Here is a 23722-nt window from a genome sequence, read left to right as displayed (position 1 = left end):
TGCCAAACTTGTGTCAAGGTTCGCTAGCCTGTTGCGGCAATGCGCGATTTCCTTGCCGCCACTCGTGACCGCGTCATCGTCTTCGATGGCGGTATGGGCGCGACGCTCGAGCAGTTCGACCTCTCGCTCGAGCACGACTACAAGCTCCCCGGGCGCTGCCACGAGGCGCTGATCCTCAACCGGCCGGACGTCATCGAGGGCGTGCACGCGTCGATGGTCGAGGCGGGCGCGGAGGTCGTGGAGACCGACACCTTCCAGGCGTCGCGGCTCAAGCTCGAGGAGTGGGGCCTGGCGGAGTACACGACCGAGATCAACGTCAAGGCGGCGCAGATCGCGCGCAAGGCCGTCGGCGAGGACCGCTTCGTGGCCGGCTCGATCGGCCCGACGGGGTTCCTCCCCGCGTCCGAGGAGCCGAGCCTCGGCCAGATCCGTTTCCGCGAGCTGGTCGCGATCTTCCGCGAGCAGGCCGCCGGCCTGCTGCAGGGCGGCGTGGATCTGCTGATCGTCGAGACCGCGCAGGACATCCTCGAGGTCAAGGCCTCGATCTTCGGCATCCGCGAGGCGTTCAAGGACGCCGGCCGCAAGGTGCCGATCCAGGCGTCGGTGTCACTGCTGCCCAACGGCGGCAAGATGCTGCTGGGCACGGACGTCAACGCCGCGCTCACGACGCTGGAGGCCCTGAAGGTCGACGTCATCGGCCTCAACTGCTCCACCGGCCCCGAGGACATGCGCGACGCGATCCGCTTCCTCGGCGAGCACTCCCCCGTCCCGGTGCACTGCATCCCGAACGCCGGCATCCCGCACCAGGGCCCGGACGGCGAGACCGTCTTCCCGGAGCAGCCCGGCCCGCTGGCCGAGAGCCTGGGCGAGTTCGTCGAGCGCTACGGCGTGAGCATCGTCGGCGGCTGCTGCGGCACCACGCCCGAGCACATCCGCGCGATCGCCGAGCGCTGCGCGTCGCACCCGATCAGCGAGCGCCCCTCCCCGCGCACGCCGCACGTGTCCTCGATGATCGCCGCCGCGCCGCTCGTGCAGGAGCCGGCCCCGACGATCGTCGGCGAGCGCGTGAACTCGCAGGGCTCGCGCAAGGCCAAGGAGCTGCTGCTCGCCGACGACTACGACGGCCTGCTGCAGGTCGCCGAGGACCAGGTCGAGGGCGGCGCGCACGTGCTCGACCTGTGCGTGGCGCTCACCGAGCGCACCGACGAGGACGAGCAGATGCGGCTCGTGGCCAAGAAGGTGTCGCTCACGCAGCCCGCGCCGATCCAGGTGGACTCGACCGAGCCCGAGGTCATCGCCACCGCGCTGGACCAGATCCCGGGCCGCGCGATCGTCAACTCGGTCAACCTCGAGGCCGGCGAGGACAAGCTCAACACGGTCGTCCCGATCGCGATGGAGCACGGCGCGGCGCTGATCGCGCTCACCATCGACGAGGTCGGCATGGCCAAGACGCGCGAGCGCAAGCTCGAGATCGCGCGCCGCATCACCGACCTGGTCTGCAACCAGCACGGGATGGACCCCGAGCTGCTGATCTTCGACGCGCTCACGTTCACGCTCACCACGGGTGACGAGGAGTGGAAGCCGTCCGCGGTCGAGACGATCGAGGGCATCCGGCTCATCAAGCAGGAGCTGCCGGGCGTCAAGACGTCGCTGGGCGTCTCGAACGTGTCGTTCGGCATCGGGCTCGCCGCCCGCTCGGTGCTCAACAGCGTGTTCCTGTCGCACTGCGTGGAAGCCGGGCTCGACCTGGCGATGGTCAACCCGAACCACATCACGCCCTACAGCGAGATCCCGGACGTCGAGCGCGAGCTGGCCGACGACCTCGTCTTCAACCGCCGTGAGGACGCGCTCGAGCGCTTCATCGCGCACTTCGAGTCCAAGGGCCCGGAGGCCGAGGCCGACAAGGCCGATCCGACCGCCGAGATGGAGCCGGAGGCGGCGCTGCACTGGCACATCCTGCGGCGCAAGAAGGAAGGCGTCGAGGCGCAGATCGACAAGTCCGTCGAGAAGATCGGCGCCGTCCCGACGCTCAACGACGTGCTGCTGCCGGCCATGAAGGAGGTCGGCGACAAGTTCGGGGCGGGCGAGCTGATCCTGCCGTTCGTGCTCCAGAGCGCCGAGGTGATGAAGCGCGCCGTCGCGCAGCTCGAGCAGTACCTCGACAAGCTCGAGGGCTACACGAAGGGCACGGTCGTGCTCGCGACCGTGTTCGGCGACGTGCACGACATCGGCAAGTCGCTGGTGAACACGATCCTCACCAACAACGGCTACACGGTCATCGACCTCGGCAAGCAGGTGCCGATCCAGACGATCCTGGACGCGGCCAAGGAGCACGACGCGACCGCCATCGGGCTGAGCGCGCTGCTGGTGTCCACGTCCAAGCAGATGCCGCTGGCCGTGCAGGAGCTGCACTCACAGGGGCTCGAGTACCCGGTCCTGCTCGGCGGCGCCGCGATCAACCGCAAGTTCGCGCTGCGCGCGCTGTACCCGAACGGCAAGGAGGACGACACGGTCTACGGCCCGGGCGTCTTCTACTGCCAGGACGCGTTCGAGGGCCTGGCGGTCATGGACCGCCTGATCGAAGGCGACAAGCGCGAGGCGCTCGTGCAGGAGGTCCTCGCCGCCGGCGCCAAGCTGCGCGAGACGGGCGAGGAAGAAGAGGTCCTGGACACCAGCGACGACTCCGTCCGCTCGGCCGTCCGCACCGACGTCCCGGTCCCGACGCCGCCGTTCTGGGGCGTGCGCGAGATCGAGGTCGACATGGAGGAGCTCTACACCCAGCTCGACACGCACGTGCTGTTCAAGCTCCACTGGGGCGGGCGCGGCGTGAAGGGCGAGGAGTGGAAGAAGCTCCTCAACGAGGACTTCCGCCCGCGCCTGGAACGCATGTGGGCGAGCGCCGACTACCTGCACCCGCGCGCGCTGCTCGGCTACTTCCCGTGCTACTCCGAGGGCAATGACATCGTCGTCCTGGACCCGTCCGATCGCGAGACGGTGCTCACCCGCTTCACCTGCCCGCGACAGCCCAAGAACGACCGCCTGTGCCTGGCCGACTTCTACCGGCCCAAGGACAGCGGCGAGCTGGACGTGGTGGCCGTGCAGGCCGTGACGGTCGGCGACGAGGTCACCGAGCTGATGGCCAAGCTCGAGGCCGAGGGCGAGTTCGCCGAGCAGCTGTTCGTCCACGGCCTCGGCGTCCAGACGGCCGAGGGCCTGGCCGAGTGGCTGCACTGGCGCGTGCGCAACGACCTCAGCATCCCGGTCACCCAGGGCCGCCGCTACTCGTGGGGCTACCCGGCCGTGCCGGACCAGTCCGAGCACCTCAAGGTCGAGCAGCTGCTGGGCCTGGAGCAGATCGGCATGACGATCTCCGACGGCTACGCGCCGATCCCGGAGCAGTCGACGCTCGCGATCGTCGCCCACCACCCGCAGGCGACCTACTACGGCATGCGCAACGGCCGCCTGCTCGTGGACGGCTCGCCCGACGACGTCATCCGCGGCACCCCGCGCGACCCCTCCACGTTCGCGGACAGCGAGGCCCTGACGAGCTGAGCGCGCCGGTCGCGGGCTAGATCAGCGGCTCACGGTTGTCGCGCCGGGCGATCCGGCGCAGCGTGCCCGTGAACTGCCGCCACGCGACGCGCACGCCGGCGCGGCGCAGCGTCGACAGCGGCCGGTAGCCCGTCGCCACCAGCCGCTTCTGCCGCGTGAGCCGCAGCGCGAGCAGCTGGACCGGGCCGCCGAGCTTGCGGTCCGGGTGGTTGGCGTGCATCGGGTCCAGCTCGGCCATGGTCATGGGCGCCAGCTCGAGGTAGCCGGCCGCGACCGCGGCGTGAAGGAGCCGCTGCCCGCGTTCGGTCCGCGCGACCGCGATGTTGCGCCCGGGAGCCTCGTCGTAGCACGGCTTGCCGTCCTTGAGGATCCACCCGTCCGGGACCGAGAGGTCGGCCACCTCGCCGACGGCGTCCGGGCAGATCTTGCAGCGGAACTGCATGTCGTAGCTGTAGGGCTTGCCCGTCCAGCCGCCGAGGTAGGTCATGTCCTTGCGCACGCCGTCGCGGGTCTGCACGCTGAGCGCACCTGGCCAGCCTTCGCCGCGATAGCGGAAGACGCCGATCTCGGACTCCTCGAGGTCGTGGTAGCGGATGATCGCGCGGGGGATGTGCGCGCCGTGCACGCCGCCGCAGAAGATCGTGAGCAGGTACTTGACCTGCGCGTCCACGCGCGGGTCGACCTTCGCCAGCCGCCGCACCGCGGAGATGTCGCACGGCTTGGCGATGACGGCGAACACGACGCCCTCGTCGAGCAGCCGGCGCACGTGCACGAGCGGCGCGGACGGCCCATAGCGCGACTGCGCGCCGGAGACCACCTCCTGCTCGCTGCGCGACACGACGCCCTCCGTCAGCCACGCGCGATCGCCACGGGCGCGCACGTGCAGCACCGCCTCCACCTCGCCGCTGGCCAGCAGGTAGCGGCCCAGCGTCGACAGCGTCCCGCCCGCCGCGGCCTTCAAGCGGACGGCGGGGTCGGTCGCCCACGAGCGGTGCAGCTCGCGCACCGGACCCCACACCGGGTGCACCTGGACCCCGCGCGGGCGCCCCGGGCCGTCGACCCGCACGCCCGGGCAGCTCGCCAGCGCCCGCCGCTCCACGGCCGGATCGAGCGGCTCCGGCACGTACGGCCGCGAGTGCCCGAGCAGCGAGAGGCCCATGCGCACGTGCTCGCGCCCGGCGACGCTCTCGCACAGGCCGCAGCCTGTGCACAGGCCGCTCGCCACGACCTCCTCGATGGTCTCCGGCACGCTCATAGGTCCAGCACCAGCCGCTCCGACCGCGCCCGCGAGCAGCAGATCATCATGACGTCGTTCGCCTCCCGCTCCTCGGATGAGAGGAAGGAGTCGCGGTGGTCCGGGACCCCCTCCAGCACGACCGTCTCGCACGTGCCGCACGTGCCTTCGCGACACGACGTGGCGACCTCAATCCCGGCGGACTCGACGGCCTGGGCGATCGACTGGTCCGCGCGGACCAGCACCGTGATGCCGGTGTACTCGCACTCGACCTCGAACGCCGTGCGGGCGCCGTCCAGCGCGCCCGGCCGCGGCCGGAAGCGCTCGACGTGCAACGCGCCCGCAGGCCACGCCGCACACCGCTCCTCCACGGCCGCGATCAACACCTCGGGCCCACAGCAGTAGACCGCGACGCCGTCGCGCGGCGCGCCCAGCAGCCCGTCGAGGTCGATCAGCCCATGCACGTCCTGCGGCCACAGCTTCACGCGCGGCCCGTACGCCGCGAGCTCGGCCGTGAACGCCATCGACGCCGCCGTGCGCCCGCCGTACACGAGCTGCCACTCGGCGCCGCGCGCGTCCGCGGCCGCGATCATCGGGAGCAGCGGCGTGATCCCGATCCCGCCGGCGACGAACACGTACGCGTCCGCCGCCACCAGCGGGAAGTTGTTGCGCGGCCCCTGCACGACGACTGAGTCGCCCGCGCTCAGCTGCTCGTGGATGAACGCCGAGCCGCCGCGGCTCTCGGGCTCGCGCAACACCCCCACACGCCAGCCGTCGTGGTCGGCGGGATCGCCGCAGAGCGAGTACTGACGCTCGATGCCGTTCGCTAGCCGCAGGTCCACGTGCGCGCCGGGCGCCCAGCGGGGCAGTCGCTCCCCGCTGGACGCCACGAACCGCAGGGACACGACGCCGTCCGCTTCCTCTTTCACCTCGGCCACCGTCAACGACAGCACCGGCGGTGCCTGCACGACGTCCATCAGAGGCGGTACCAATCCCGTGCGGTCTCGGCCATCAGCTTCGGCCGCATCGACTCGGGGACGGCCGCCAGCAACGCCGTGATGTCGTCGTCGTGCATGTGCGGGTAGTCGGTCGCGAACATCAGGATGTCGTCCGAGCGCAGCCATTCGACGGCCTTCGCCAGCAGCTCGGGCGGGCCGGCGTCCGTCGGCGCGACCGAGAAGCGGAAGTGCTCGCGGATCAGGTCCAGCGGCGCGCGGTCCAGCCACGGCACCTCGCGTCGCAGGCCCTTCCACTCCTTGTTCATGCGCCAGCCCCAGGACGGCACCCACAGGAAGCCGCCTTCGAGCACGCTGACCCGCAGCTCGGGGTGCAGCTGGAGCACGCCCTCGGAGATGATCGACGTGACCTGTGGCGCGAACGCCTGCCACTCGGCCGCGTACTCCTCGACGAACCATGAGCCATAGCCCGTCGTGGACGGCGCACCCTCGGTCGTGCCCCCGTAGTGCAGGCCGGCCACCAGGTCGTGCTCGACCATCGCCGCGAACACCGGATGGAACACGCGCTGGCCCCACAGCTGGTCGTTGCGCGCCGGCAGCAGCACCTGCACGAACTGCGGGTGCGAGCCGACGCGGCGGATCTCCTCGACCATCGCGACCGGGTCCCGCGCGGGCACCACGAGCGAGGCGACGAGCCGCGGATCGCGGTCCAGCCACTCGCTGCGCACCCAGTCGTTGACCGCCCGGGCGAGCGCGGACGCCCAGTCGGGGTGGCGCAGGCTGTCGATGCCGTAGTAGCAGTTGAGCACGGCGTAGTCGGGCTTCCACGGGTCCAGCACGTGCTCGCGCAGCAGCTCCACGCGCGAGGCCGCCGCCTCTTCGGCCGGGCGCCACTCGGGCCGGCAGGCACGGTTGGACTTGGGCGGATAGTGCGCGGCCGCGCCGCTCGGCCCCTTCCACCCGCGCTCCTCGCACCAGTCGATCCAGAGCTGGTCCATGTACGGGTACAGGGCCTGCAGCGACGGCACGTTGGCGTGCACGTCGACGTCGATCACCGCGCCGTCCCAGACCGCGTCGCGACTGGTGTTCTCGAGCAGCGCCGTGGTCATGACACGGCCTCCGCGCGCGGGCGGCGCGCCGGCCGGGCCGGGCGCAGGTTGACGACGAGGTACTCGTCCTCGACCGTGATCGGGATCGTCTCGGCCTGGTAGGGGCCGGGCGCGAGCCCGTTCTCGTGCAGCAGCGCCGACGGGTTGGCTGCGGCGTACTGGGCAGGCGTCAGCGCCGTCGATCCGCTCTCGATCTCCCCGGCCACGACGTCGCCGCCCTCGACCTGCACGTTGTAGGCCCGCAGGCGCGTGCCGCGCGGATCGAAGTACGACTGCCCGCTGCGGATGTCGAACTCCCAGCCGTGCCACGGGCACATGATCAGCTTGCTGGACGGGTCGTAGTCGTACTCACCGGGCGCGCTGGACGACAGCCGCCCGACGATGTTGCCCTTGCACATCTGCGCGCCCTTGTGCGGGCAGCGGTTCAGCAAGCCGAAGAACTCGCCGCCGACGTTGAAGATGCCGATCGAGCGCCCGCCGACCTCGACGATGACGCGCCCCCCGTCGGGGACGTCCGCGACGCGCGCGACGACGTGCTTGTCCACGCGGCGCGAAGCGCCGCCGGGCTCTGAAGGATTCGTCGACGGAACGCTCATGCGGGAACGGCCTCCGCCCGGGCCGCAGCCGCCTCCCGGCCCTCCGCCAGCTTCGCGGCCGCGCCGACCACGACCAGCAGCCCTTCCATCGCGACCGAGACCATGTCCATCCCGAAGTCGACGGCGCGCGCGATGTCGCCCGGGCCGAGGGCGAGCATGCCCGCCTTCTTGCCCGCCGCGTGCGCGGCCTCGACGACGCGCCGGTGGCGGTCGGCGGTGACCGGGTCGGTGTAGTCGATGACGGGCTCGCCGCCGTAGGACACCGACAGATCGCCCGGACCCATGAACAGCACGTCCAGGCCAGGCGTGGCCGCGATCGCGTCGAGGTTGTCCATCGCCTCGACCGTCTCGATCTGCGCGAGCGTCACGAGCTCTTGGTTGGCGGACCGGAAGTACTCGAGCATTCCCTCCGCCGGCCGGTAGGCGCCGACGCTGCGATAGCCGAGCGGCGGATAGCGGCACGCGCCGACGAAGGCTTCGGCCTCCGCGGCCGTCGAGACCATCGGGCACATGATCCCGTCCGCGCCCGCGTCGAGGATCTTCTGGATCATCAAGGGCTCGTTGCCGATCACGCGCACGATTGCGGTCGTGCCCGTGCCGGTCAGGGCCATCAGGCAGCCGGCGACGTCCCGGAAGTCCGCCATCGTGTGCTGCGTGTCGATCACGACGGACTCGAAGCCGAGCCGTCCGACGGCTTCCGCGGCCGTCATCGACGACCCGCTCAGCCAGCAATCGATGGCGATCTCCCCAGCGTCCCACTGCTGCCGGAGCTTGTTTCTGGGCAATTCGGAACCTCCGCTCTCCTCGGGTGCCTCGCACCCAACGGTCGCTCACCGCCCGTAGCGCCGCATCGGCAGATCAGCCGAACATTCACAGTTGAGCCTTGGCAGATCACACAGTGCCTCCTCGGCGCGGCTGACTTACATTCGCGACCAATCCGGCCTGGGAATCCGGTCAAAGGAGGAGAGAGATGAACTACCACTTCCGCCGTGGGGCGCTGGCCTTGTGTGCCACGACCGCCATGGGTCTCGGACTGGTCGCGTGTGGCAGCGACGAGGGGGGTGGCGGCGCCGCGAACGCGGGGCTGACCAAGGACCCGGTCAAGTTGTGGGTGATCGGGGACGAGACGTCGCAGACGGGCCTGTCCTACTCCGGCATCCCGGCCGCCATCAAGGCGGCTGCGGAGCGCGTGAACAAGGAGGGCGGGATCGAGGGGCATCCGGTCGAGATCAAGACCTGCGATCTGCAGAACCTGCCCGACCAGGCGTCGCGCTGCGCGCGTGACGCGCTCAACGACAAGGCCTCGGCCGCGCTCGTGCAGGCCAGCTTCGGCACAGCCAAGATCCCGCCGGTCTTCGAGCAGGGCAAGACCGCGTACCTGCCGGCGTTCGCGTTCGACCCGGCCGACCTGCACTCGGACGTCGCGTTCCCGATGGCCGCAGGCGTGCTGACCCAGATCGCCGGCTCCTACATCGCGGGCCTGAACTGCCAGAACCCGGTGTTGATCAGCGTGCAGACGCCGCAGCTCGACTACGTCAAAGAGCTCTCGGCGATGGGCTTCGCGGCCGCGGGCAAGCCGCCGGCGAAGATCGTCGCCGCGCCGCTGGGCGCCACCGACTGGGCGCCGACGGCCGCGCAGGCGGTGTCCTCCAAGCCCGACTGCATCGTCCCGTACCTCAGCGAGACACTGATGACGGCGTTCTATCCGGCGCTGCAGCAGACGGGCTGGAAGAACGACTCCAACAAGCTCGCCGGCTACCAGGGCGGCGTGTACACGCAGAAGATCCTGGAGAAGTTCCCGGACCTGCTCGAGGGGATGGTCGCGGTCGACATGTCGTACCCGTTCAACGACCCCAAGTGGAACAAGTTCAACGAGACGATGGACCCGATCAACAAGGAGAAGCTGACGAACTTCACGTCGAGCTTCACCAAGGGCTCCTACCTGAACTTCCTCGCGTTCGTCGACGTGGCGCGCCGCGTCGCCAAGTCCGGCCAGCCGGTCAACAACGAGTCGGTGCTGGCGATGTTCAACAAGACCTCCGACGTGCAGACCGACGGCCTGCTCGCCCCGGTCGACACGAGCACGCCGTGGAGCGTCGAGGACTTCCCGCGCATGTTCAACCGCAGCCTCGTCTTCGAGACCTTCAAGGACGGCAAGCTGACCGCCCTCGAGAACGGCAAGTTCAACGACCTGAGCGACAAGATCGCGCAGGCGAGCGCCCAGTAGGGGGGCCCCGGCATGGAAGAAGTCATCCGTTTCGCGCTGCTGGGCCTCGGGCTCGGCGCGCTCTACTCCCTCGCCGCGCAGGGCCTGGTCCTGATCTACCGCGGGTCGGGCGTCCTGAACTTCGCCCACGGCGCCATCGGCATGGTCGCCGCGTTCATCTCGTGGGACATCTGGGTCGAGCAGGGCCTGCCGTGGGCGCTCGGCCTGGTCGTCGGCGTCGCCGTCTCGGCCGGCATCGGCGCGCTCACGCACCTGTTCGTGATGCGGCCGCTGCGGCGCGCGTCGTCGCTGGCCCGGATCGTCGCGACGCTGGGCGTGCTGATCCTGCTGCAGGGTCTCGTCGTCCTGCGCTACGGCCCGGACATCATCACCATCTCCAGCGCGCTGCCGACGGACCTGATCCGCCTCGGCGGCGACATCACCATCACCGCCGACCGCGTGATCCTCGTGACCGTGGCGGGCGCGCTCACCGCCGCGCTGTGGTGGGTCTACAAGTACACGTCGTTCGGCCTCGGCACCGCGGCCGTCGCGGAGAACCAGCGGGTCGCGGCGTCGCTGGGCTGGTCGCCGGACCGGATCGCGACGATCAACTGGGCGCTCGGCTCCGGCCTCGCCGGCCTGGCCGCGATCCTGATCGCGCCGATCGTCCAGCTGCAGGCGGCGACGATGACCAACCTCGTCATCGCCGCGCTGGCGGCCGCGCTGGTCGCGAGCTTCCGCTCGTTCCCGATCGTGTTCGTCGCGGCGATCGTGATCGGCATCGCGCAGACCGAGGTCACGCGATACGTCGCCACGCCCGGCATCGGCCAGTCCGTGCCGTTCGCGGTGATCGTCGCCGTGATGGTCCTGCGCGGCAAGGCGCTGCCGACGCGCGACTTCTTCCTGCAGCGCCTGCCGGGCGTGGGCACCGGCCGGATCCGGCCCGGGCTCGTCGTGGCCGGCGTGGCGGCCGCGGCGGCGCTGATCGCGGTCGTCCCGCCGACCTGGCAGGAGTCGTTCGCGATCACGTTCGGGATGGCGCTCGTGCTGCTCTCGATCGTGGTGCTGACGGGCTACGCGGGCCAGATCTCGCTCGCCCAGTACGCGGTCGCGGGCCTGGGCGTGTGGATCGTGGCGCGCCTGGACGCGACCCAGGACGTGCCGTTCGTGCTCGCCTGCCTGATCGGACTCGCGCTCGCGTTCCCGATCGGCATGCTGCTCGCGCTGCCGGCGGTGCGCGCCCGCGGGCTCAACCTCGCCGTCGCCACCCTGGGCCTGGGCGCGGCGATCGAGTTGATCGTGTTCAACAACGGCACGCTGTCGGGTGGCCTGCTCGGCACCGACGTCCACGAGCCGAAGATCCTCGGGTTCTCGATCGAGCCGATCATGCACCCGACGCGCTACGCGCTGTTCTGCCTGGCGCTGTTCACGGTCGCCGCGCTCGCGGTGGCCAACGTGCGGCGCGGGCGCTCGGGCCGGCGCATGCTGGCCGTGCGCACCAACGAGCGGGCCGCGGCGGCGCTGGGCATCAGCGTCTCGGAGACCAAGACGTTCGCGTTCGGCTTCTCGGCCGCGGTGGCCACGCTCGGCGGCATCGCGATCGCCTACCGGTCGGACGTCGTGATCTTCTCCGAGTTCACGAACTTCACGTCGATCAACGCGGTCGCGTGGACGGTGATCGGCGGCATCGGCTACGTGTTCGGCCCGATCATCGGCGCGACGCTCGCGCCGAGCGCGCTCGGCACCCAGATCGGCAACAGCCTGTTCGGCAACGTCACCGAGTACATCATCCCGATCGGCGGCCTGATCCTGATCCTGCTGTTGATGCAGAACGAGGACGGCGCGGCCAAGCAGAACATCCTCCAGTTCCGGGCCATCGCGAAGAAGCTGCGTCGCAAGGCCGAGAAGCCGGCGGCCGCGACCGCGCTGGACAAGCCGACGCGGATCGAGAAGGTGGCGTCCAAGACGCTCACCGTGGAGGGCGTCACCGTGCGCTTCGGCGGCGTGGTGGCGCTGAGCGACCTGTCACTCACGGTCCCACCGGGCAAGATCGTCGGGCTGATCGGGCCCAACGGCGCCGGCAAGACGACCGCCATCGACGCCATCACCGGGTTCGTGGAGCCGGCCACCGGCCACCTGGACCTCGACGGCGTCGACATCACCGGGCTGCACGCCGCACAACGCGCGCGGGTCGGCGTCAGCCGCTCGTTCCAGTCGCTGGAGCTGTTCGAGGACATGACCGTGCTGGACAACCTGCGCACGGCCTCGGACCCGCGCGACCGGCTGTCCTACGTGCGCGACATGGTATATCCGCTCACGCCGCCGCTGCCGGCCGCGGTGGTGACGGCCGTGCACGAGTTCCAGCTCGAGGGCGACCTGGACCGGCTCGTGTCCGATCTGCCCTATGGCCGCCGGCGGCTGGTCGCGATCGCGCGGGCGGTGGCCACGCAGCCGAGCGTGCTGCTGCTGGACGAGCCGGCGGCCGGCCTGGGCGAGCGTGAGTCGCGCGAGCTGGCGCGGCTGGTGCGGCGGCTGGCCGACGAGTGGGGCATCGGGGTGCTGCTGGTCGAGCACGACATGAACTTCGTCATGGCGGTGTGCGACGAGATCGTGGTGCTCGACTTCGGCCGCACGATCGCGCAGGGCACGCCCGAGGTCGTCCGCGCCGACCCCGCGACGATCAAGGCCTATCTCGGCTCCGACGAGGTCATCGAGTCCGAGCCCACCCGTGTGAAGGAGACGTTGTGAGCTACGCCATCGAGGCCGCCGGCCTGTGCGTCGGCTACCACGCGGGCCAACCCGTGGTCAATGACGTCGATCTGTGCGTCGAGCCCGGTGAGATCGTCGCGCTGCTCGGACCCAACGGCGCGGGCAAGACGACGACCATGCTCGCGCTCGCCGGCGAGCTTCCGCTGCTCGGCGGCGAGGTTCGCCTGCACGGCGAGGCGACGCGCGCGCCGCTGCACGCCCGCGCGCGGGACGGGCTCGCGTTCGTGACCGAGGAACGGTCGGTGTTCATGGGCCTGACGACCGCCGAGAACCTGCGCGTCGGCCGCTGTGACGAGCAGCGGGCGCTGAACCTGTTCCCGGAGCTGCAGAGCCGCATCGACGTGCGGGGCGGCCTGCTCTCGGGCGGGGAGCAGCAGATGCTCACGCTCGCCCGCGCGCTCTCGCGCTCCCCGCGCGTGCTGCTCGCGGACGAGCTCTCGCTCGGCCTGGCGCCGAAGGTCGTCACGCGCCTGCTCGAGGCGGTGCGCGCCGCGGCGCGGGAGAACGGCACGGCGGTGCTGCTGGTCGAGCAGCACGTGCGCAAGGTGCTCAAGTACGCCGACCGCGTCTACGTGATGCGGCGCGGCGAGATCGTCCTGTCAGGCCACGCCGCGGAGATGCGCGAGCGCATCGACGAGATCGAGGAGTCCTACCTCAGCGGCGGGGTCGCGGAGACGATCGCGTGAGCCCGCGGGGCGACGTGCCGGCCGGGCGCTCCTCCTTCCCGGCCGGCACGTTCGCCCCACGATGACGCGCCGGCGCCTGCTGGCCGCGCTGGCCGCCGCCGGAGCCGGCTACGCGCTGATGCAGTCGTTCCTGGCCCCGGCGCTTCCCGACCTTCAGCGCGCGTTCGCGATCACCCCGGCGACCGCGAGCTGGGTGATGACGGGCTACCTGCTCAGCGCCTCGGTGCTGACGCCCGTGATCGGCCGGCTCGGCGACCTCTACGGCAAGCACCGCGTGCTGCTCGCGGTGCTGCTGGTGCTGTGCGCCGGCACGTTGCTCGGCGCGCTCGCGAGCTCGATCGAGGTGCTCGTCGCCGCGCGGCTCGTGCAGGGCGCGGGCGGTGGCGTGTTCCCGCTCGCCTTCGCGATCGTGCGTGACGAGCTCGAGCCGCGCGCGGTGCCGGGCGCGCTCGGGTTCCTCTCGGGGATCCTGAGCGCCGGCGCCGGCGCCGGCATCGTCCTCGCGGGCCCGGTCGTCGAGCACCTGTCCTACCACTGGCTGTTCTGGCTTCCGCTGGCGGGCATCGCGCTGGCGACGGTCGCCGTCTGGCGCACGGTGCCGGCCTCCCCCGTGCGGGCGAGCGGCGGGCGCATCCACTGGACGGGCATGGCGCTGATGGCCGCCGGGCTGTCGGCGGCGCTGCTCGCCCTGACCTGGGGCGATGCGGTGCTCGGCGCCGCCGGTCTGGCGCTGCTCCCGGCGTGGGTGTGGGCGGAGCGGCGGGCGCCCGTTCCGCTCGTGGACATGCGCGTGCTGGCGCGGCGCACGGTCTGGACGACGAACCTGACCACGCTGCTGTTGGGTGCGGGGCTGTTCGCGTTCGGGCTGCTGATCCCGCAGCTCGCGCCGCTGCTCGGCACCGACGTGACCGGCGCGGGGCTGCTGCTGCTCCCGTCGACGGTGACGCTGCTCGCGTTCAGCTCGGCGGCGGGGCGCCTGGAGGCACGCTTCGGCTCGCGCGCGTGCCTGACGGCCGGCGCGCTGTGCTCGTGCCTGTCGTTCGTCCTGTGCGCGGTCGCGTACCGCAGCGTGGCCGGCGTGGCGGTCGCCTCGGCGGTGATGGGCGCCGGCATCGGGCTCTCCTACGCCGCGATGGTCAACCTCGTGATGGGCGCCGTCGACCTGACGCAGAGCGGCGTGGCCACCGGCGTCAACCAGATCATGCGGACGATCGGCGGCAGCGTCGGCGCGACGCTGAGCGCGACGATCGTCGTCGCGCACGGGTTCGCCCCCGCCTTCTGGGTGATCGCGGGGCTGCTCGCCGCGGCGGTCGCGGCGAGCGCCCTCGTCCCTCGCTACGCGGCGGCGGCGACCGCGGGCTGCTCGGGCGTCCAGCCCGTGCCCTCGATCAGGTCGATGCCGTAGAGCGCAGCGGCGTTCTCGCCCAGGATCCGGCCCATGCGCTCGCCGCTCACGGCCTTCGGGAACGCCGACGGCGGGTCATAGTCCCAGTGCGGATAGTCCGACGAGTACATGAGCTTGTCCGCCATCCCGGAGACCTCGAAGAGCTCGAGCACGTCGTCGATGTGGCGCGGATCCTCGGGCTCCTCGATCGGCTGCGTCGAGTACCAGACGTGGTCGCGGATGTACTCGGACGGCAGGCGCTGCAGGTGCGGCACCTCGCTCTTCATGACGCGGTAGGCATGGTCCATGCGCCAGGCGAGCGGGATCGCCCATGACCACGACAGCTCGATCATCGCGACCTTGAGCTTCGGGAACCGGTCGAAGACGCCTTCGAAGACGAAGCTCGACAACAGCGGGAAGTTGAACGCCGCCCAGTCGCAGTGCTCCTCGAAGTAGAAGTTGCAGCTGCCGGAGGAGGTGAGCTTGCGGCTGGCGAGCACGTGGAAGCCGATCGGCAGCCCGTAGTGCTCGGCGGCCTCGTAGATCGGCCAGTACGACGGATGCCCGGGCGGACGCGCGTTGTCGGGCGCGAACATGACCTGCTTCCAGCGATCGTTGTACTCGCCCATGTCCTCCTTGCAGCGGCGGATCTCCTCCACCGCGAGGTGCGGCAGCTCGTACGGCGTGTTGATCGAGCCGTACCAGCGTGGGTCCGAGGCCAGCCACTCGTCGCGCCGATGGTCGTTGACGGCCGAGCAGAACGCGGCCGCGAGCTCCGCGGGCTGGTGCTTGCCGCCATTGAGGAAGATCGGCGCGATGTCGTTGAGCATCGCGCCGCTCATGTCGAACTGGTCGAGCAGCTGCGCGCGCGCGAACTCCGGGTTCGAGCCGGGCGCGCCGCCCGCGGGCGGGGTGGCGTCCCATCGGCTCGCGAACTCGCGGTGGCGCGGGCGCTCACCGCCGGTCATGAAGTTGCGCATGATGCCGATCTCGCCGACGTAGTCGCGCCAGCGTTGGGGCAGGTACGCCATCACGCCGGGCACCGCCGGGTTCATGGCGGGGTGGACGTCGGTGTCGACGATCGGGTATTTGACGACGGTCAAGGGTCTCTCCTCAGACGGCGAGCGGGGTGAGCGCGGGCTCGGGACGGTGGACGAGCGAAGCGTCGATCTGGGCGATCGAGGTGACGCCGCAGAAGGCCATTGCGCGGTGGATCTCGTTGCGCAGCAGCTCGAGGGCGCGGTCCACCCCGGGTTCGCCGCCGGCCGCGAGCGCGAACATGTAGGGGCGGCCCGTGAGCACGGCGCGGGCGCCGAGCGCGAGCGCCTTCACGACGTCGGTGCCGCGCCGGACGCCTCCGTCGAGAAGGACCTCGGCGCGCCCGTCGGCGGCCTCGACGATCTCCGGCAGCACCTGCAGCGTGGGCGGCACGCCGTCCAGGTTGCGGCCGCCGTGGTTGGAGACCACGATCCCGTCGACGCCGAGCGCGAGCAGCTCCGGCACCTCCTCGCCGCGCAGCACGCCCTTGATCACCAGCGGCCCCTTCCAGCGCTCGCGCAGCCACGCGACGTCGGTGCGCGTGACCGACTTCATGTGCATGATCGCGTCGGCGAAGTTGTCGTAGGCCTTCTTGGCCTGCGTGAGGCTGAAGTTCGACGAGCCGGAGTTGCCCATCAGAAAGTCCCGGGCCCACAGCGGGCGGGAGACGCCGGCCGCGATCAGCCGCGGCGTGATCTGCAGCGGCAGCTCGATCCGGTTGCGCAGGTCCAGCTCGCGGTAGGGCTTGATCGGCGTGTCGACCGTGACCACCAGGGTGCGGTAGCCCGCGGCCTCGACGCGGTCCAGCAGCGCCTCGTTCATGCCCTGGTCGGGCATCATGTACAGCTGGTACCAGAGGGAGCCGATCGCGACCTTGGCGATGTCCTCGGGCTTCTCGCTCGCGCCGCCCGCGATCGTGTAGATCGTGCCCGCCCGGCCCGCCGCCCGAGCGACCGCCAGCTCGGCCTGCGGGTGGCACATGCGCGCGAAGCTACACGGGTCCAGCAGCAGCGGCATCGAGACGTCCTCCCCGAGCACGGTCGTGCGCAGGTCGACGCGGCTGACGTCCTCGAGCGGGCGCGGCCGCAGCCACAGGGTCTCGAACGCGGCGCGGTTGCCGCGCAGGGTGACGTCGTCCCCCGACCCTCCGTCGATGACGTCGAACACCGCCTTCGGCAATCGCCGGCGGGCGATGCGTCGCAGATCCTCCACGTTGTTGGCCCGGTTCACGGCTCTCCTCATGCCGCGGAACGCTCGCGCGCGCGTGGCCCCGTGGCTACGGCGGCGGAGCCGAAGTTCGCGGCGCGGATTTGTGGGCGGCTACAAAGCGTGCGGACGGCGCTGGCAGGCGAGCGCCCACCACACCTCGACCAGCGTCTGCGTGTCGCGCAGCGAGCGGCCCGTCACGGTCTCGAACCGCGCCAGCCGGTAGCGCACCGTGTTGGTGTGCACGTAGAGCTCCTTGGCCGTGCGTTCCAGCGCGCTGTTGTTGTCCATGTAGCGCTCGACCGTCTCCAGCACGGCGGTGCCGGAGGCCCCGAGCTCCTCGAACGGCTTCAGGTAGCGGGCGACCATCAGCTCCGCGAGGTCACGGTCGGCGACGACGGCCGCGTGCAGGCCGAGGTCGTCGATGCCGACGATCCCCTCCCGCCCGATCGCGTGCGCCGTCTCCAGCGCTCGGGTCGCGAGCCGGAACACGGACGCGAGCTCCTCCATGTGCACGGCGTGGGAGATGCCGATCGGCATCGGCGCCGGAGCGTCCGGGAGCTTGGTCGCGAACCCGCACAGGTCGCCGTCGATGATCGCCATCAACCCGGCACGGCGGCCCGCCGACGGCGCGACGTGCAGGTACCGCTCGACCGCGCGCACGTCGGTCGCGACGGTCAGCCGCGCGCGGAAGGCGTGGTAGTTGGCGTCGGGGTCCAGGCCGTACGCCTCGGCGCCGTCGCCGATCTCCGACTGGGCCGCGCCGCTGAGCAGGATGTGCTTGACGTAGTTGTCCTGGCGTTCCTGCTGGCGGCGCTGCATCTCGAGCTCAGCGTCGCGATGACCCGCGGCGAGCGCGGCCGAGCCCCAGGCCGACCACGCCTGGTAGAGCTGGAAGAGCTCGAGCAGCAGGCTGTCGCGCCAGGGCGACTCAGGCGCCAGCTCGGCCGCGATCTCCATGAAGATCAACTGGTTCTGAACGGCGGTCTGCAGCATCTCGGCGACATTGACGCCCGAGCGTGCGCGGGACTCGCCCGTCACGCGCAGCGGGGTGTCGTCGTCGTCCTCGTCCGGCACGCGGTGCTCGAGCATCCCAACCATCGACACGCTCATGTTGCGCAGCCAGCCCTGGCGGACGAGCTCGGGGTCCACGTTGCGGTACGACGGCAACGTGAAGACACGCTCGGCCATCCGTTCCGCGATCGGGCCCTTGCCGTCGGTGATCCCGGATTCGCGGAGCACGCGCACGAGCTCATCCCACGCCTGTTCGCGGCTCTGCTCCACGCGTTCTTCTGTGACCGACCGCGTCACGCGCTCTCCCCGGCGCACCATACCCGGTTGCGACGACGGCGACCCGGTTGGGTCGCCGTCGGCTCCGGGCGGCCGCAAGCGCCCGGGCGACCGGTGGCGCATCGGCTAGAAGCCCAGCGGGCACTCCTGCGTCCAGGTCCCGCCGCCCTGCAGATGGGCGGTGAGCCGGAGGCTGCCGGAGACGAAGTCCCCGTCGGTAGACGGCGAGGATCGCGTGGCCGACGGGCGACGGGACCAGCGTGCGGACGTCGGTGGGTGCACGAGGAACGCGAGCACGGCCCGCAGGTGGCGCCGGTAGAAGACGGCGAACGCCTGCGGGTCGGTCGCGGTCGCGGCCAGCAGCGCTTCATCGGTGCGAGCATCCTCAGGACCCACGCTCTATGTATCGCGTGGGCCCTGAAGTTGTGACTCAGGCGGTCGGCGAGGTGCGATCGACGAGCGTGTCGCTGTCGCGGCGGCTCGCGCTGCGCGACACGAGCCCGGCGACCAGGCCGACCAGCGCGAGGCCGACGTGCAGCACGTTGTCGGCGCTGTTGATCGGGATCAGCCCGAGGACGTCATCGCCGTCGATCAGGCCGATCACGGCGACGAGCGCGTAGGTGGCCCCGAACGCGATCGCCACCGCCTTGGCGGTGTCGCGCCGCGGCGACGCCACCAGCAGCAGCGCACCGGACGCCAGGTGGATGAGGTTGTGCACCCCGTTGACCTCGAACCCGAGCAGCGAGCCGCCGTCGATGCCGTCGCCGAACTCGAAGCTCGCGTCGGCGATGAAGCCGGCGAGGCCGGCCAGCGCGAGTGCTGCGCCGGCGAGCAGGCAATACCACTGCGCCGGGGTGCGGGCGCGATCGAAGTCCGTGGCGGGACCGTGCATGTGGGACATGGCCCGACGCTCCCCCTCCCGGCGTCCGGCGACGCGGGCTACGTCATCGTGCATGCCGTGACGCAGGCGCTCCCACCGATCGTCGCCCCGAACCTGAAGGTCCTCTTCGTCGGCATCAACCCCGGCCTGCGCTCGGCCCAGACCGGACACAACTTCGCGCGGCCCGGCAACCGGTTCTGGCCCGCGCTGCACGCGTCGGGATTCACGCCGCGCCTGCTCGCCCCCGAGGAGGACGTCACGCTGCCCGAGTACGGCCTGGGCATCACGAACATCGCGCCCCGGCCGACCCGCGCGGCGTCGGAGCTCAGCGCGGACGAGCTGCGCGCGGGCGCGGCGGAGCTCGAGCGGCTCGTCGCCGAGCTCCGGCCGCGCCTGGTCGCCATCGTCGGCGTCACCGCCTACCGGACCGCCTTCGGGCGCCGCCGGGCCGCGCTCGGCCTGCAGGCCGAGACCATCGGCGGCCGCCCGGTCTGGATCCTCCCGAACACGAGCGGGCTCAACGCCCACCACACGCCCGCGGACTTCGCGCGCCGGTTCGCCGAGGCCCGCGCTTATGCTGAGGCCCTGTGAAACGCGTCGCCGCCGTGCTGCTCGCGCTCGCCTTCACCGGCTGCGGTGAGGAGGATGCCGTGCGCGCGACGCTCGACGCGGACGCACGGGCGGCCGAGCGCCGCGACTGGGACGCGATGTGCGCGTTGCGCACGGGCGCCGCGCAACGCGGGTTCTGCCCCGAGGAAGACGCGGACATGGACGTCACGCTCGGCAACGAGCCGGTCGCGGTCTTCTACGTCCACGAGGGCCACGTGACCGACATCGACGTGGATGGCGACCGCGCCACGGTGCGTTACGACAGCGACTCGGTCACGCGGCTGCGCAGGGTCGACGACCGCTGGCTCATCGACTCGGAGGGCTGACGTACTGCGCGGCGATCTCCTCGGAGGTCACCGGGATCACCTGCACGACGTCGACGGCCGTGCCGTCCGGGTCGGCCGTGATGAAGTGCCGCTGGCCCCAGTTCTCGCTGCGCAGCGTGAGCTCCATCGGCAGCGCCATCGCCTGCGCACGCTCGTGCACGGCGTCGACGTCCTCCACCTCGACGGTCACGAGCAGGCCGGCGGTGCGAGCGCCGCGGAAGCGCTCCGGCACGGAGTCGTGGTCGCGGGCGACGAAGCCCATCTGGCCCGTCAGCTGCACGAACCAGTCGGCCTCGAACACGGGCTCCAGGTCCAGCAGCTGCGCGTAGAAGCGCGCGAGCACGGCGGGACGATCGGTCATCAGGACCGGGTACAGCGCGGTGACGGACATCGTCAGCCTCCTATTCGTAGGGCAACAGCACTTCGGTGACGGCCGCTTCCGGCGACGCCGCCTCGAGGTAGCGCTCACGGACCCAGGCGCCCGGCCGGCGGCCGCGCTCCTCGGCGTGCGCGAGCAGCGCGAAGTAGGCGAGCGGCAGCTCGGCGTAGCGCCCGCGGTGGGTCGCGACCGCCACGCGTGCCGCCGGCAGCTCCATTCCGGGTCCCGGCACACCGACCATGAACTCGACCTCGCCTTCGAGGTCGAGCGGGTACAGGCCGGTCACGGGACCGTCGGGCAGCTCGCCGATCAGCGTCGCCGCGGCGCCGTCCAGCTCGGCCGCGTCGCAGCGGCCGCGCAGCACCGTGAGCGACAGCGCCGGCTCGTCGCGCTCGACCACGGCGTACGGGATCAGCTCGTCGGACCCGATCAGCCGGTCCAGCGCCCGCAGCGCCTGCTGCGCCCGCTCGAGCTCCGCCTCCACCCGCGCCCGCTGGCGCTCCAGCAGCGGCGCGACCTCGTCGGCCACCAGCAGCGCGTGGATCTCCGGCAGCGGCACGTCCAGCGAGCGCAGCAGCCCGATCGTGATCGCGCTGCGTACCTGCCCGCGGTGGTAGTAGCGGTAGCCGCTGTCGGGGTCGACGTAGGCGGGCGCGAGCAGGCCGAGCTCGTCGTAGTCGCGCAGCTGGCGCGGGCTCAGCCGCACCCGCCGCGCGAACGCGCCGATCAGGTCGCTTGGTCTGGCCACAATGGGATTGTCATGTCTCCCCCGAGGGCAAGGTCAAGTCGCGTGCACCGCCTTGCGGTCCTCGCCGTCGTCCTTGCCGGCTGCGGCGCGCCGGAGCAGCAGCACGTCCAACAGGCCCTGCGCGACTACGACCGCGCGTGGGAGCAGCTGAACTACGACGCCGCGTGCGCGCGCATGACCGAGGCGTTGCGCCGCGCCTACGCCGGCGATGCGCGTGACTGCGCCGAGGGCATCCGCACCCTGGCAAGCCACGCCGAGGAGACCATCGAGCCGAGCGACGGCGAGCCCCTCGGCGAGGCGATCCTCGTCTCACTCGATGCTGAGACGGTCGCGAACGAGGAGATCCGCATCCAGGGCGACACCGCGACCGTCTACACCGACCACGGCTGGACGCAGCAGCTGCGCAAGGTCGGCGGCCGCTGGCTGATTGACGGTTAGGCCTCGGCGGGCTCTGGCGCTTTCGGCGCCGACAGCCGCACGGGCGCGCTGTGCAGGGCGCGCAGGCGCACCTCGCGCCAGCTCAGCCCTTCCTTGACCAGCGCCGGACCGCCCATGACGACCGCGCACGCGACCTCGACCGCCTGCAGGATGATCCCGTAGCCGAGCGCCTGCGCGGGCGCGACGCCGTACGCGCCGACCAGCACCGCCATGCATGCGGCCTGGAAGACGCCCACGTTGGAGGGCGTGACCGGCAGCACGGCGGTGACGTTGACGGCGAACAGGATCGCGGCCGCGGCGCCGAGGTCGGCCTTGTGCTCGAGCCCGAGGGCCACCAGCAGCACGTAGCACGCCACCCACTGCAGCGCCCACGCGCCGAGCTGCATCGTGATCGCCACGAACCCCTCGCGCGGGCGCCGGAACACGACCAGGCCCGAGCGCACGCGCGCGATGGCCTGGCGGCCCTGCCGCACCCAGCGCGACCTCGTGGGCCGGCCTGAGCGCACGAGCGCCGGCGCGACCAGCACGAGCGCCAGCAACCCGATCGGCGCGAGCGCGTACCAGACCAGCGCCTGCTGGCGGCCCGCGAAGAGCCCGATGGTGATGAACATCACCGCGCCGAGGATCACCAGCGCGAGCACGTTGATCAGCGTCTGGGACACGATCGTGCCCAGCACCACGGGCAACCGGTCCCGCGCGCGCCCCAATCGCCGCGCCACGATCAACGCGCGTGACGGCTCGCCCAGCCGGGCGGGCAGCGTCGCGCTCATCAGCACGCCGATCGTCGTGCCCTGCACGGCGTCGGCCAGCTTCGGGCGGGCGCCGGGCAGCGCCGCCTTCAAGATCGCGTGCCAGCTCACCGCGCGGGCGAGCATCGACAGGCACATCAGGGCGAGCCCGAACAGCACCCACGGCGGGCTCGAGCGCACGAGCGCGTCGCCGATCCGCGCCGGGCCGATGTGATCGACCGCGAGCACCGCGCCGACCACCGTCATCAGCCCGGCCAGCCCGATCGCCCCGCGCCGGACCAGCGCGCCGCGCCGCCGCTCGGGCACCGGCTCCAGCGACGGCAGCCGCTGGGCGCCCACGCGCGGCAGGCCGTCGCGCGGCACCGCGCCGAGCTTGACGGCCACGCGCTGGGTCGCGGTGGACGGCTCCGGCACCGCGCGCGCGTCCTCGTAGGCGGTGACGACCTGCTCGGCCACGCGCGGCCACGCGTAGCGCTCGGCGCTCACGGCGGCGCCCTGCGCCATCCGCTGCACGCGGCCCGGGTCCAGCGCCAGGTCCCGCAGCGTCTCGGCCAGCGCGGTCGCGTTCCCGCGCGGGACCAGCACGCCGTCCGTGCCGGCGGTGACGACGTCGCGGTAGCCCGCGATGTCGGAGGCGACGACCGGCGTGCCCGCCGCGAACGCCTCCGTCAGCACCATCCCGAACGATTCGCCGCCGAGCGACGGCGCGCACAGCACGTCGGCGTCGCGCAGCACGGCGGCCTTCACCGCGTCGTCGACGCGGCCGAGCGCGGTCACGCCCTCGCCCTCGACGAGCAGCGGCGCCAACTCCGCCTGCGTCAGGCCGATGACGGTGAGCTCGGCCGGAACCTGCCCGCGCAGCGCCTCGAACGCGCGCAGGAGCACCGGCAGGCCCTTGCGCCCGACGGCCTGGCCGACGAAGACGATCCGCAGCGGCTCGCCGGCGGCGCGCTCACGCGGCGCGGGCACGCCGCCCTCCGGCAGCGCGACGCCGTTCGGGACGATCCGGTAGCGACCGCCGTAGAAACGGCGCCCCGTCCACGCCGCCGCCTCGCTGACGGCGATCTGGACGTTGAGCCGGTTGAGCTTGCGCCGCGCGCCGATCAGCGCCGCGACCTTGTGCGGCGGCACGGACTCCGAGTAGCAGTGGAACGTGCCGACGAGCGGCGCTTCGACGCTCGTGAGCGCGTCCCAGGCGACCACGGGGGCCACGGGCTCGTGCAGGTGGACGACGTCGAAGCCGCCCGCGCGCAGCTCGCGGCGCAGGGTCGAGACGGCCGACGGGAACGGCGAGAGGTTCGAGACGGCGCCGTTGGACGGCCAGCCGATCGTCGGGCCCAGCGGCGTCAGCCACTCCGGCACCTCGCGGTCCTGCGGGCGCGCACCGCGGTGCAGCGCCGCCGTCAGGCGCCGATCAGGGTCGAAGGGCGCGAACACGCGAACGTCATGACCAGCACGGTCCAGCTCGGCTCTCAGCGCTTCGATGTGGCGGGTCACCCCGCCGGGATATGTCCAGGAGTACGGGGAGACCAGCGCGACCCGCATTCCGCGATCCTATGTGTTCGCG

21 protein-coding genes are annotated in these 23722 nt (G+C 71.6%); 8 read left to right on the top strand and 13 right to left on the bottom strand.

Going from position 1 to position 23722, the window contains the following annotated elements; genetic code table 11:
* The first annotated feature begins 39 nt into the window (after positions 1 to 39).
* The gene (locus tag OJ962_RS08210; RefSeq protein WP_202955802.1) at positions 40 to 3552 is read left to right on the top strand and encodes a methionine synthase; all 3513 of its coding nucleotides are present in this window, start codon (positions 40 to 42) and stop codon (positions 3550 to 3552) included.
* A 16-nt stretch (positions 3553 to 3568) separates the two neighbouring features.
* On the opposite strand, the gene OJ962_RS08205 is transcribed toward OJ962_RS08210, so the two are convergent.
* The 5 genes from OJ962_RS08205 to OJ962_RS08185 are packed head-to-tail and all read right to left on the bottom strand — an operon-like array spanning position 3569 to position 8232.
* Positions 3569 to 4807 (bottom strand): Coenzyme F420 hydrogenase/dehydrogenase, beta subunit C-terminal domain, encoded by a 1239-nt coding sequence (locus OJ962_RS08205; RefSeq protein WP_202955801.1) that lies wholly within the window; start codon positions 4805 to 4807, stop codon positions 3569 to 3571.
* Positions 4804 to 5763 carry a PDR/VanB family oxidoreductase gene (locus OJ962_RS08200; protein ID WP_202955800.1) on the bottom strand — a complete coding sequence of 320 codons (960 nt, stop codon included), beginning with the start codon at positions 5761 to 5763 and terminating at the stop codon, positions 4804 to 4806. Before OJ962_RS08200 ends, OJ962_RS08205 begins: the two co-directional genes overlap by 4 nt.
* Complete coding sequence (locus OJ962_RS08195) at positions 5763 to 6851, bottom strand: amidohydrolase family protein (RefSeq protein ID WP_202955799.1); 1089 nt, start codon at positions 6849 to 6851, stop codon at positions 5763 to 5765. The genes OJ962_RS08200 and OJ962_RS08195 overlap by 1 nt, the downstream gene beginning before the upstream one ends.
* Positions 6848 to 7447, bottom strand: a complete 600-nt coding sequence (locus tag OJ962_RS08190; protein ID WP_202955798.1) for a Rieske (2Fe-2S) protein — start codon at positions 7445 to 7447, stop codon at positions 6848 to 6850. The genes OJ962_RS08195 and OJ962_RS08190 overlap by 4 nt, the downstream gene beginning before the upstream one ends.
* Entirely contained in the window at positions 7444 to 8232 is a 789-nt protein-coding gene (locus OJ962_RS08185; protein ID WP_202955797.1) for an HpcH/HpaI aldolase family protein, read from the bottom strand. Before OJ962_RS08185 ends, OJ962_RS08190 begins: the two co-directional genes overlap by 4 nt.
* A 185-nt stretch (positions 8233 to 8417) precedes the next feature.
* Here OJ962_RS08185 and OJ962_RS08180 point away from each other — a divergent pair, with 185 nt between their 5' ends.
* The 4 genes from OJ962_RS08180 to OJ962_RS08165 all read left to right on the top strand — a co-directional run bounded on the left by OJ962_RS08180 (position 8418) and on the right by OJ962_RS08165 (position 14513).
* Positions 8418 to 9674: an ABC transporter substrate-binding protein gene (locus tag OJ962_RS08180; RefSeq protein WP_202955796.1), complete on the top strand. Its 1257-nt coding sequence runs from the start codon at positions 8418 to 8420 to the stop codon at positions 9672 to 9674.
* Between the two features lie 12 nt (positions 9675 to 9686).
* Positions 9687 to 12401 carry a branched-chain amino acid ABC transporter permease/ATP-binding protein gene (locus OJ962_RS08175; protein ID WP_202955795.1) on the top strand — a complete coding sequence of 905 codons (2715 nt, stop codon included), beginning with the start codon at positions 9687 to 9689 and terminating at the stop codon, positions 12399 to 12401.
* On the top strand, positions 12398 to 13108 hold the full coding sequence (locus OJ962_RS08170; RefSeq protein ID WP_202955794.1) for an ABC transporter ATP-binding protein: 711 nt from the start codon (positions 12398 to 12400) through the stop codon (positions 13106 to 13108). The genes OJ962_RS08175 and OJ962_RS08170 overlap by 4 nt, the downstream gene beginning before the upstream one ends.
* Positions 13109 to 13169: 61 nt before the next feature.
* Positions 13170 to 14513 (top strand): MFS transporter, encoded by a 1344-nt coding sequence (locus OJ962_RS08165; RefSeq protein ID WP_202955793.1) that lies wholly within the window; start codon positions 13170 to 13172, stop codon positions 14511 to 14513.
* Here OJ962_RS08165 and OJ962_RS08160 read toward each other — a convergent pair.
* The 5 genes from OJ962_RS08160 to OJ962_RS08140 form a co-directional block, all read right to left on the bottom strand.
* The gene (locus OJ962_RS08160) at positions 14444 to 15595 is read right to left on the bottom strand and encodes an amidohydrolase family protein (protein WP_202955792.1); all 1152 of its coding nucleotides are present in this window, start codon (positions 15593 to 15595) and stop codon (positions 14444 to 14446) included. The genes OJ962_RS08165 and OJ962_RS08160 overlap by 70 nt on opposite strands.
* 10 nt (positions 15596 to 15605) lie before the next feature.
* Complete coding sequence (locus tag OJ962_RS08155; RefSeq protein WP_202955791.1) at positions 15606 to 16772, bottom strand: alpha-hydroxy acid oxidase; 1167 nt, start codon at positions 16770 to 16772, stop codon at positions 15606 to 15608.
* A gap of 78 nt (positions 16773 to 16850) precedes the next feature.
* On the bottom strand, positions 16851 to 18020 hold the full coding sequence (locus OJ962_RS08150) for a PucR family transcriptional regulator (RefSeq protein ID WP_202955790.1): 1170 nt from the start codon (positions 18018 to 18020) through the stop codon (positions 16851 to 16853).
* Between the two features lie 132 nt (positions 18021 to 18152).
* Positions 18153 to 18422 (bottom strand): hypothetical protein, encoded by a 270-nt coding sequence (locus OJ962_RS08145; protein ID WP_202955789.1) that lies wholly within the window; start codon positions 18420 to 18422, stop codon positions 18153 to 18155.
* 34 nt (positions 18423 to 18456) lie between these two features.
* Positions 18457 to 18927, bottom strand: a complete 471-nt coding sequence (locus OJ962_RS08140) for a DUF4383 domain-containing protein (RefSeq protein WP_202955788.1) — start codon at positions 18925 to 18927, stop codon at positions 18457 to 18459.
* Positions 18928 to 18984: 57 nt separating this feature from the next.
* Here OJ962_RS08140 and mug point away from each other — a divergent pair, with 57 nt between their 5' ends.
* Complete coding sequence (gene mug / locus OJ962_RS08135; RefSeq protein ID WP_270006282.1) at positions 18985 to 19497, top strand: G/U mismatch-specific DNA glycosylase; 513 nt, start codon at positions 18985 to 18987, stop codon at positions 19495 to 19497.
* Positions 19494 to 19841: a hypothetical protein gene (locus tag OJ962_RS08130; RefSeq protein WP_202955787.1), complete on the top strand. Its 348-nt coding sequence runs from the start codon at positions 19494 to 19496 to the stop codon at positions 19839 to 19841. The genes mug and OJ962_RS08130 overlap by 4 nt, the downstream gene beginning before the upstream one ends.
* On the opposite strand, the gene OJ962_RS08125 is transcribed toward OJ962_RS08130, so the two are convergent.
* Together OJ962_RS08125 and OJ962_RS08120 are read right to left on the bottom strand one after the other, a co-directional pair.
* On the bottom strand, positions 19822 to 20232 hold the full coding sequence (locus OJ962_RS08125; protein ID WP_202955786.1) for a VOC family protein: 411 nt from the start codon (positions 20230 to 20232) through the stop codon (positions 19822 to 19824). The two genes, OJ962_RS08130 and OJ962_RS08125, sit on opposite strands and share 20 nt — an antisense overlap.
* Positions 20233 to 20242: 10 nt before the next feature.
* Entirely contained in the window at positions 20243 to 20968 is a 726-nt protein-coding gene (locus OJ962_RS08120; RefSeq protein ID WP_202955785.1) for a MerR family transcriptional regulator, read from the bottom strand.
* A 42-nt stretch (positions 20969 to 21010) separates the two neighbouring features.
* On the opposite strand from OJ962_RS08120, the gene OJ962_RS08115 reads away from it, so the two are divergent.
* The gene (locus tag OJ962_RS08115) at positions 21011 to 21406 is read left to right on the top strand and encodes a hypothetical protein (protein ID WP_202955784.1); all 396 of its coding nucleotides are present in this window, start codon (positions 21011 to 21013) and stop codon (positions 21404 to 21406) included.
* Here the strand turns inward: OJ962_RS08115 and OJ962_RS08110 are convergent.
* Positions 21403 to 23700: a lysylphosphatidylglycerol synthase domain-containing protein gene (locus OJ962_RS08110; RefSeq protein ID WP_202955783.1), complete on the bottom strand. Its 2298-nt coding sequence runs from the start codon at positions 23698 to 23700 to the stop codon at positions 21403 to 21405. The genes OJ962_RS08115 and OJ962_RS08110 overlap by 4 nt on opposite strands.
* Positions 23701 to 23722 lie beyond the last annotated feature (22 nt).

This window comes from Solirubrobacter deserti (genome assembly GCF_027587175.1).
GTDB lineage: Bacteria > Actinomycetota > Thermoleophilia > Solirubrobacterales > Solirubrobacteraceae > Solirubrobacter > Solirubrobacter deserti.
Note: the sequence above shows the minus strand (reverse complement) of the source record. Positions and strands in the feature narration are given on the sequence as shown.

Coding starts and splice junctions, on each gene's coding strand:
- OJ962_RS08210 (WP_202955802.1), top strand. CDS start 40: ATGCGCGATTTCCTTGCCGCCACTCGTGACCGCGTCATCGTCTTCGAT.
- OJ962_RS08205 (WP_202955801.1), bottom strand. CDS start 4,807: ATGAGCGTGCCGGAGACCATCGAGGAGGTCGTGGCGAGCGGCCTGTGC.
- OJ962_RS08200 (WP_202955800.1), bottom strand. CDS start 5,763: ATGGACGTCGTGCAGGCACCGCCGGTGCTGTCGTTGACGGTGGCCGAG.
- OJ962_RS08195 (WP_202955799.1), bottom strand. CDS start 6,851: ATGACCACGGCGCTGCTCGAGAACACCAGTCGCGACGCGGTCTGGGAC.
- OJ962_RS08190 (WP_202955798.1), bottom strand. CDS start 7,447: ATGAGCGTTCCGTCGACGAATCCTTCAGAGCCCGGCGGCGCTTCGCGC.
- OJ962_RS08180 (WP_202955796.1), top strand. CDS start 8,418: ATGAACTACCACTTCCGCCGTGGGGCGCTGGCCTTGTGTGCCACGACC.
- OJ962_RS08175 (WP_202955795.1), top strand. CDS start 9,687: ATGGAAGAAGTCATCCGTTTCGCGCTGCTGGGCCTCGGGCTCGGCGCG.
- OJ962_RS08165 (WP_202955793.1), top strand. CDS start 13,170: ATGACGCGCCGGCGCCTGCTGGCCGCGCTGGCCGCCGCCGGAGCCGGC.
- OJ962_RS08155 (WP_202955791.1), bottom strand. CDS start 16,772: ATGAGGAGAGCCGTGAACCGGGCCAACAACGTGGAGGATCTGCGACGC.
- OJ962_RS08140 (WP_202955788.1), bottom strand. CDS start 18,927: ATGTCCCACATGCACGGTCCCGCCACGGACTTCGATCGCGCCCGCACC.
- OJ962_RS08125 (WP_202955786.1), bottom strand. CDS start 20,232: ATGTCCGTCACCGCGCTGTACCCGGTCCTGATGACCGATCGTCCCGCC.
- OJ962_RS08110 (WP_202955783.1), bottom strand. CDS start 23,700: ATGCGGGTCGCGCTGGTCTCCCCGTACTCCTGGACATATCCCGGCGGG.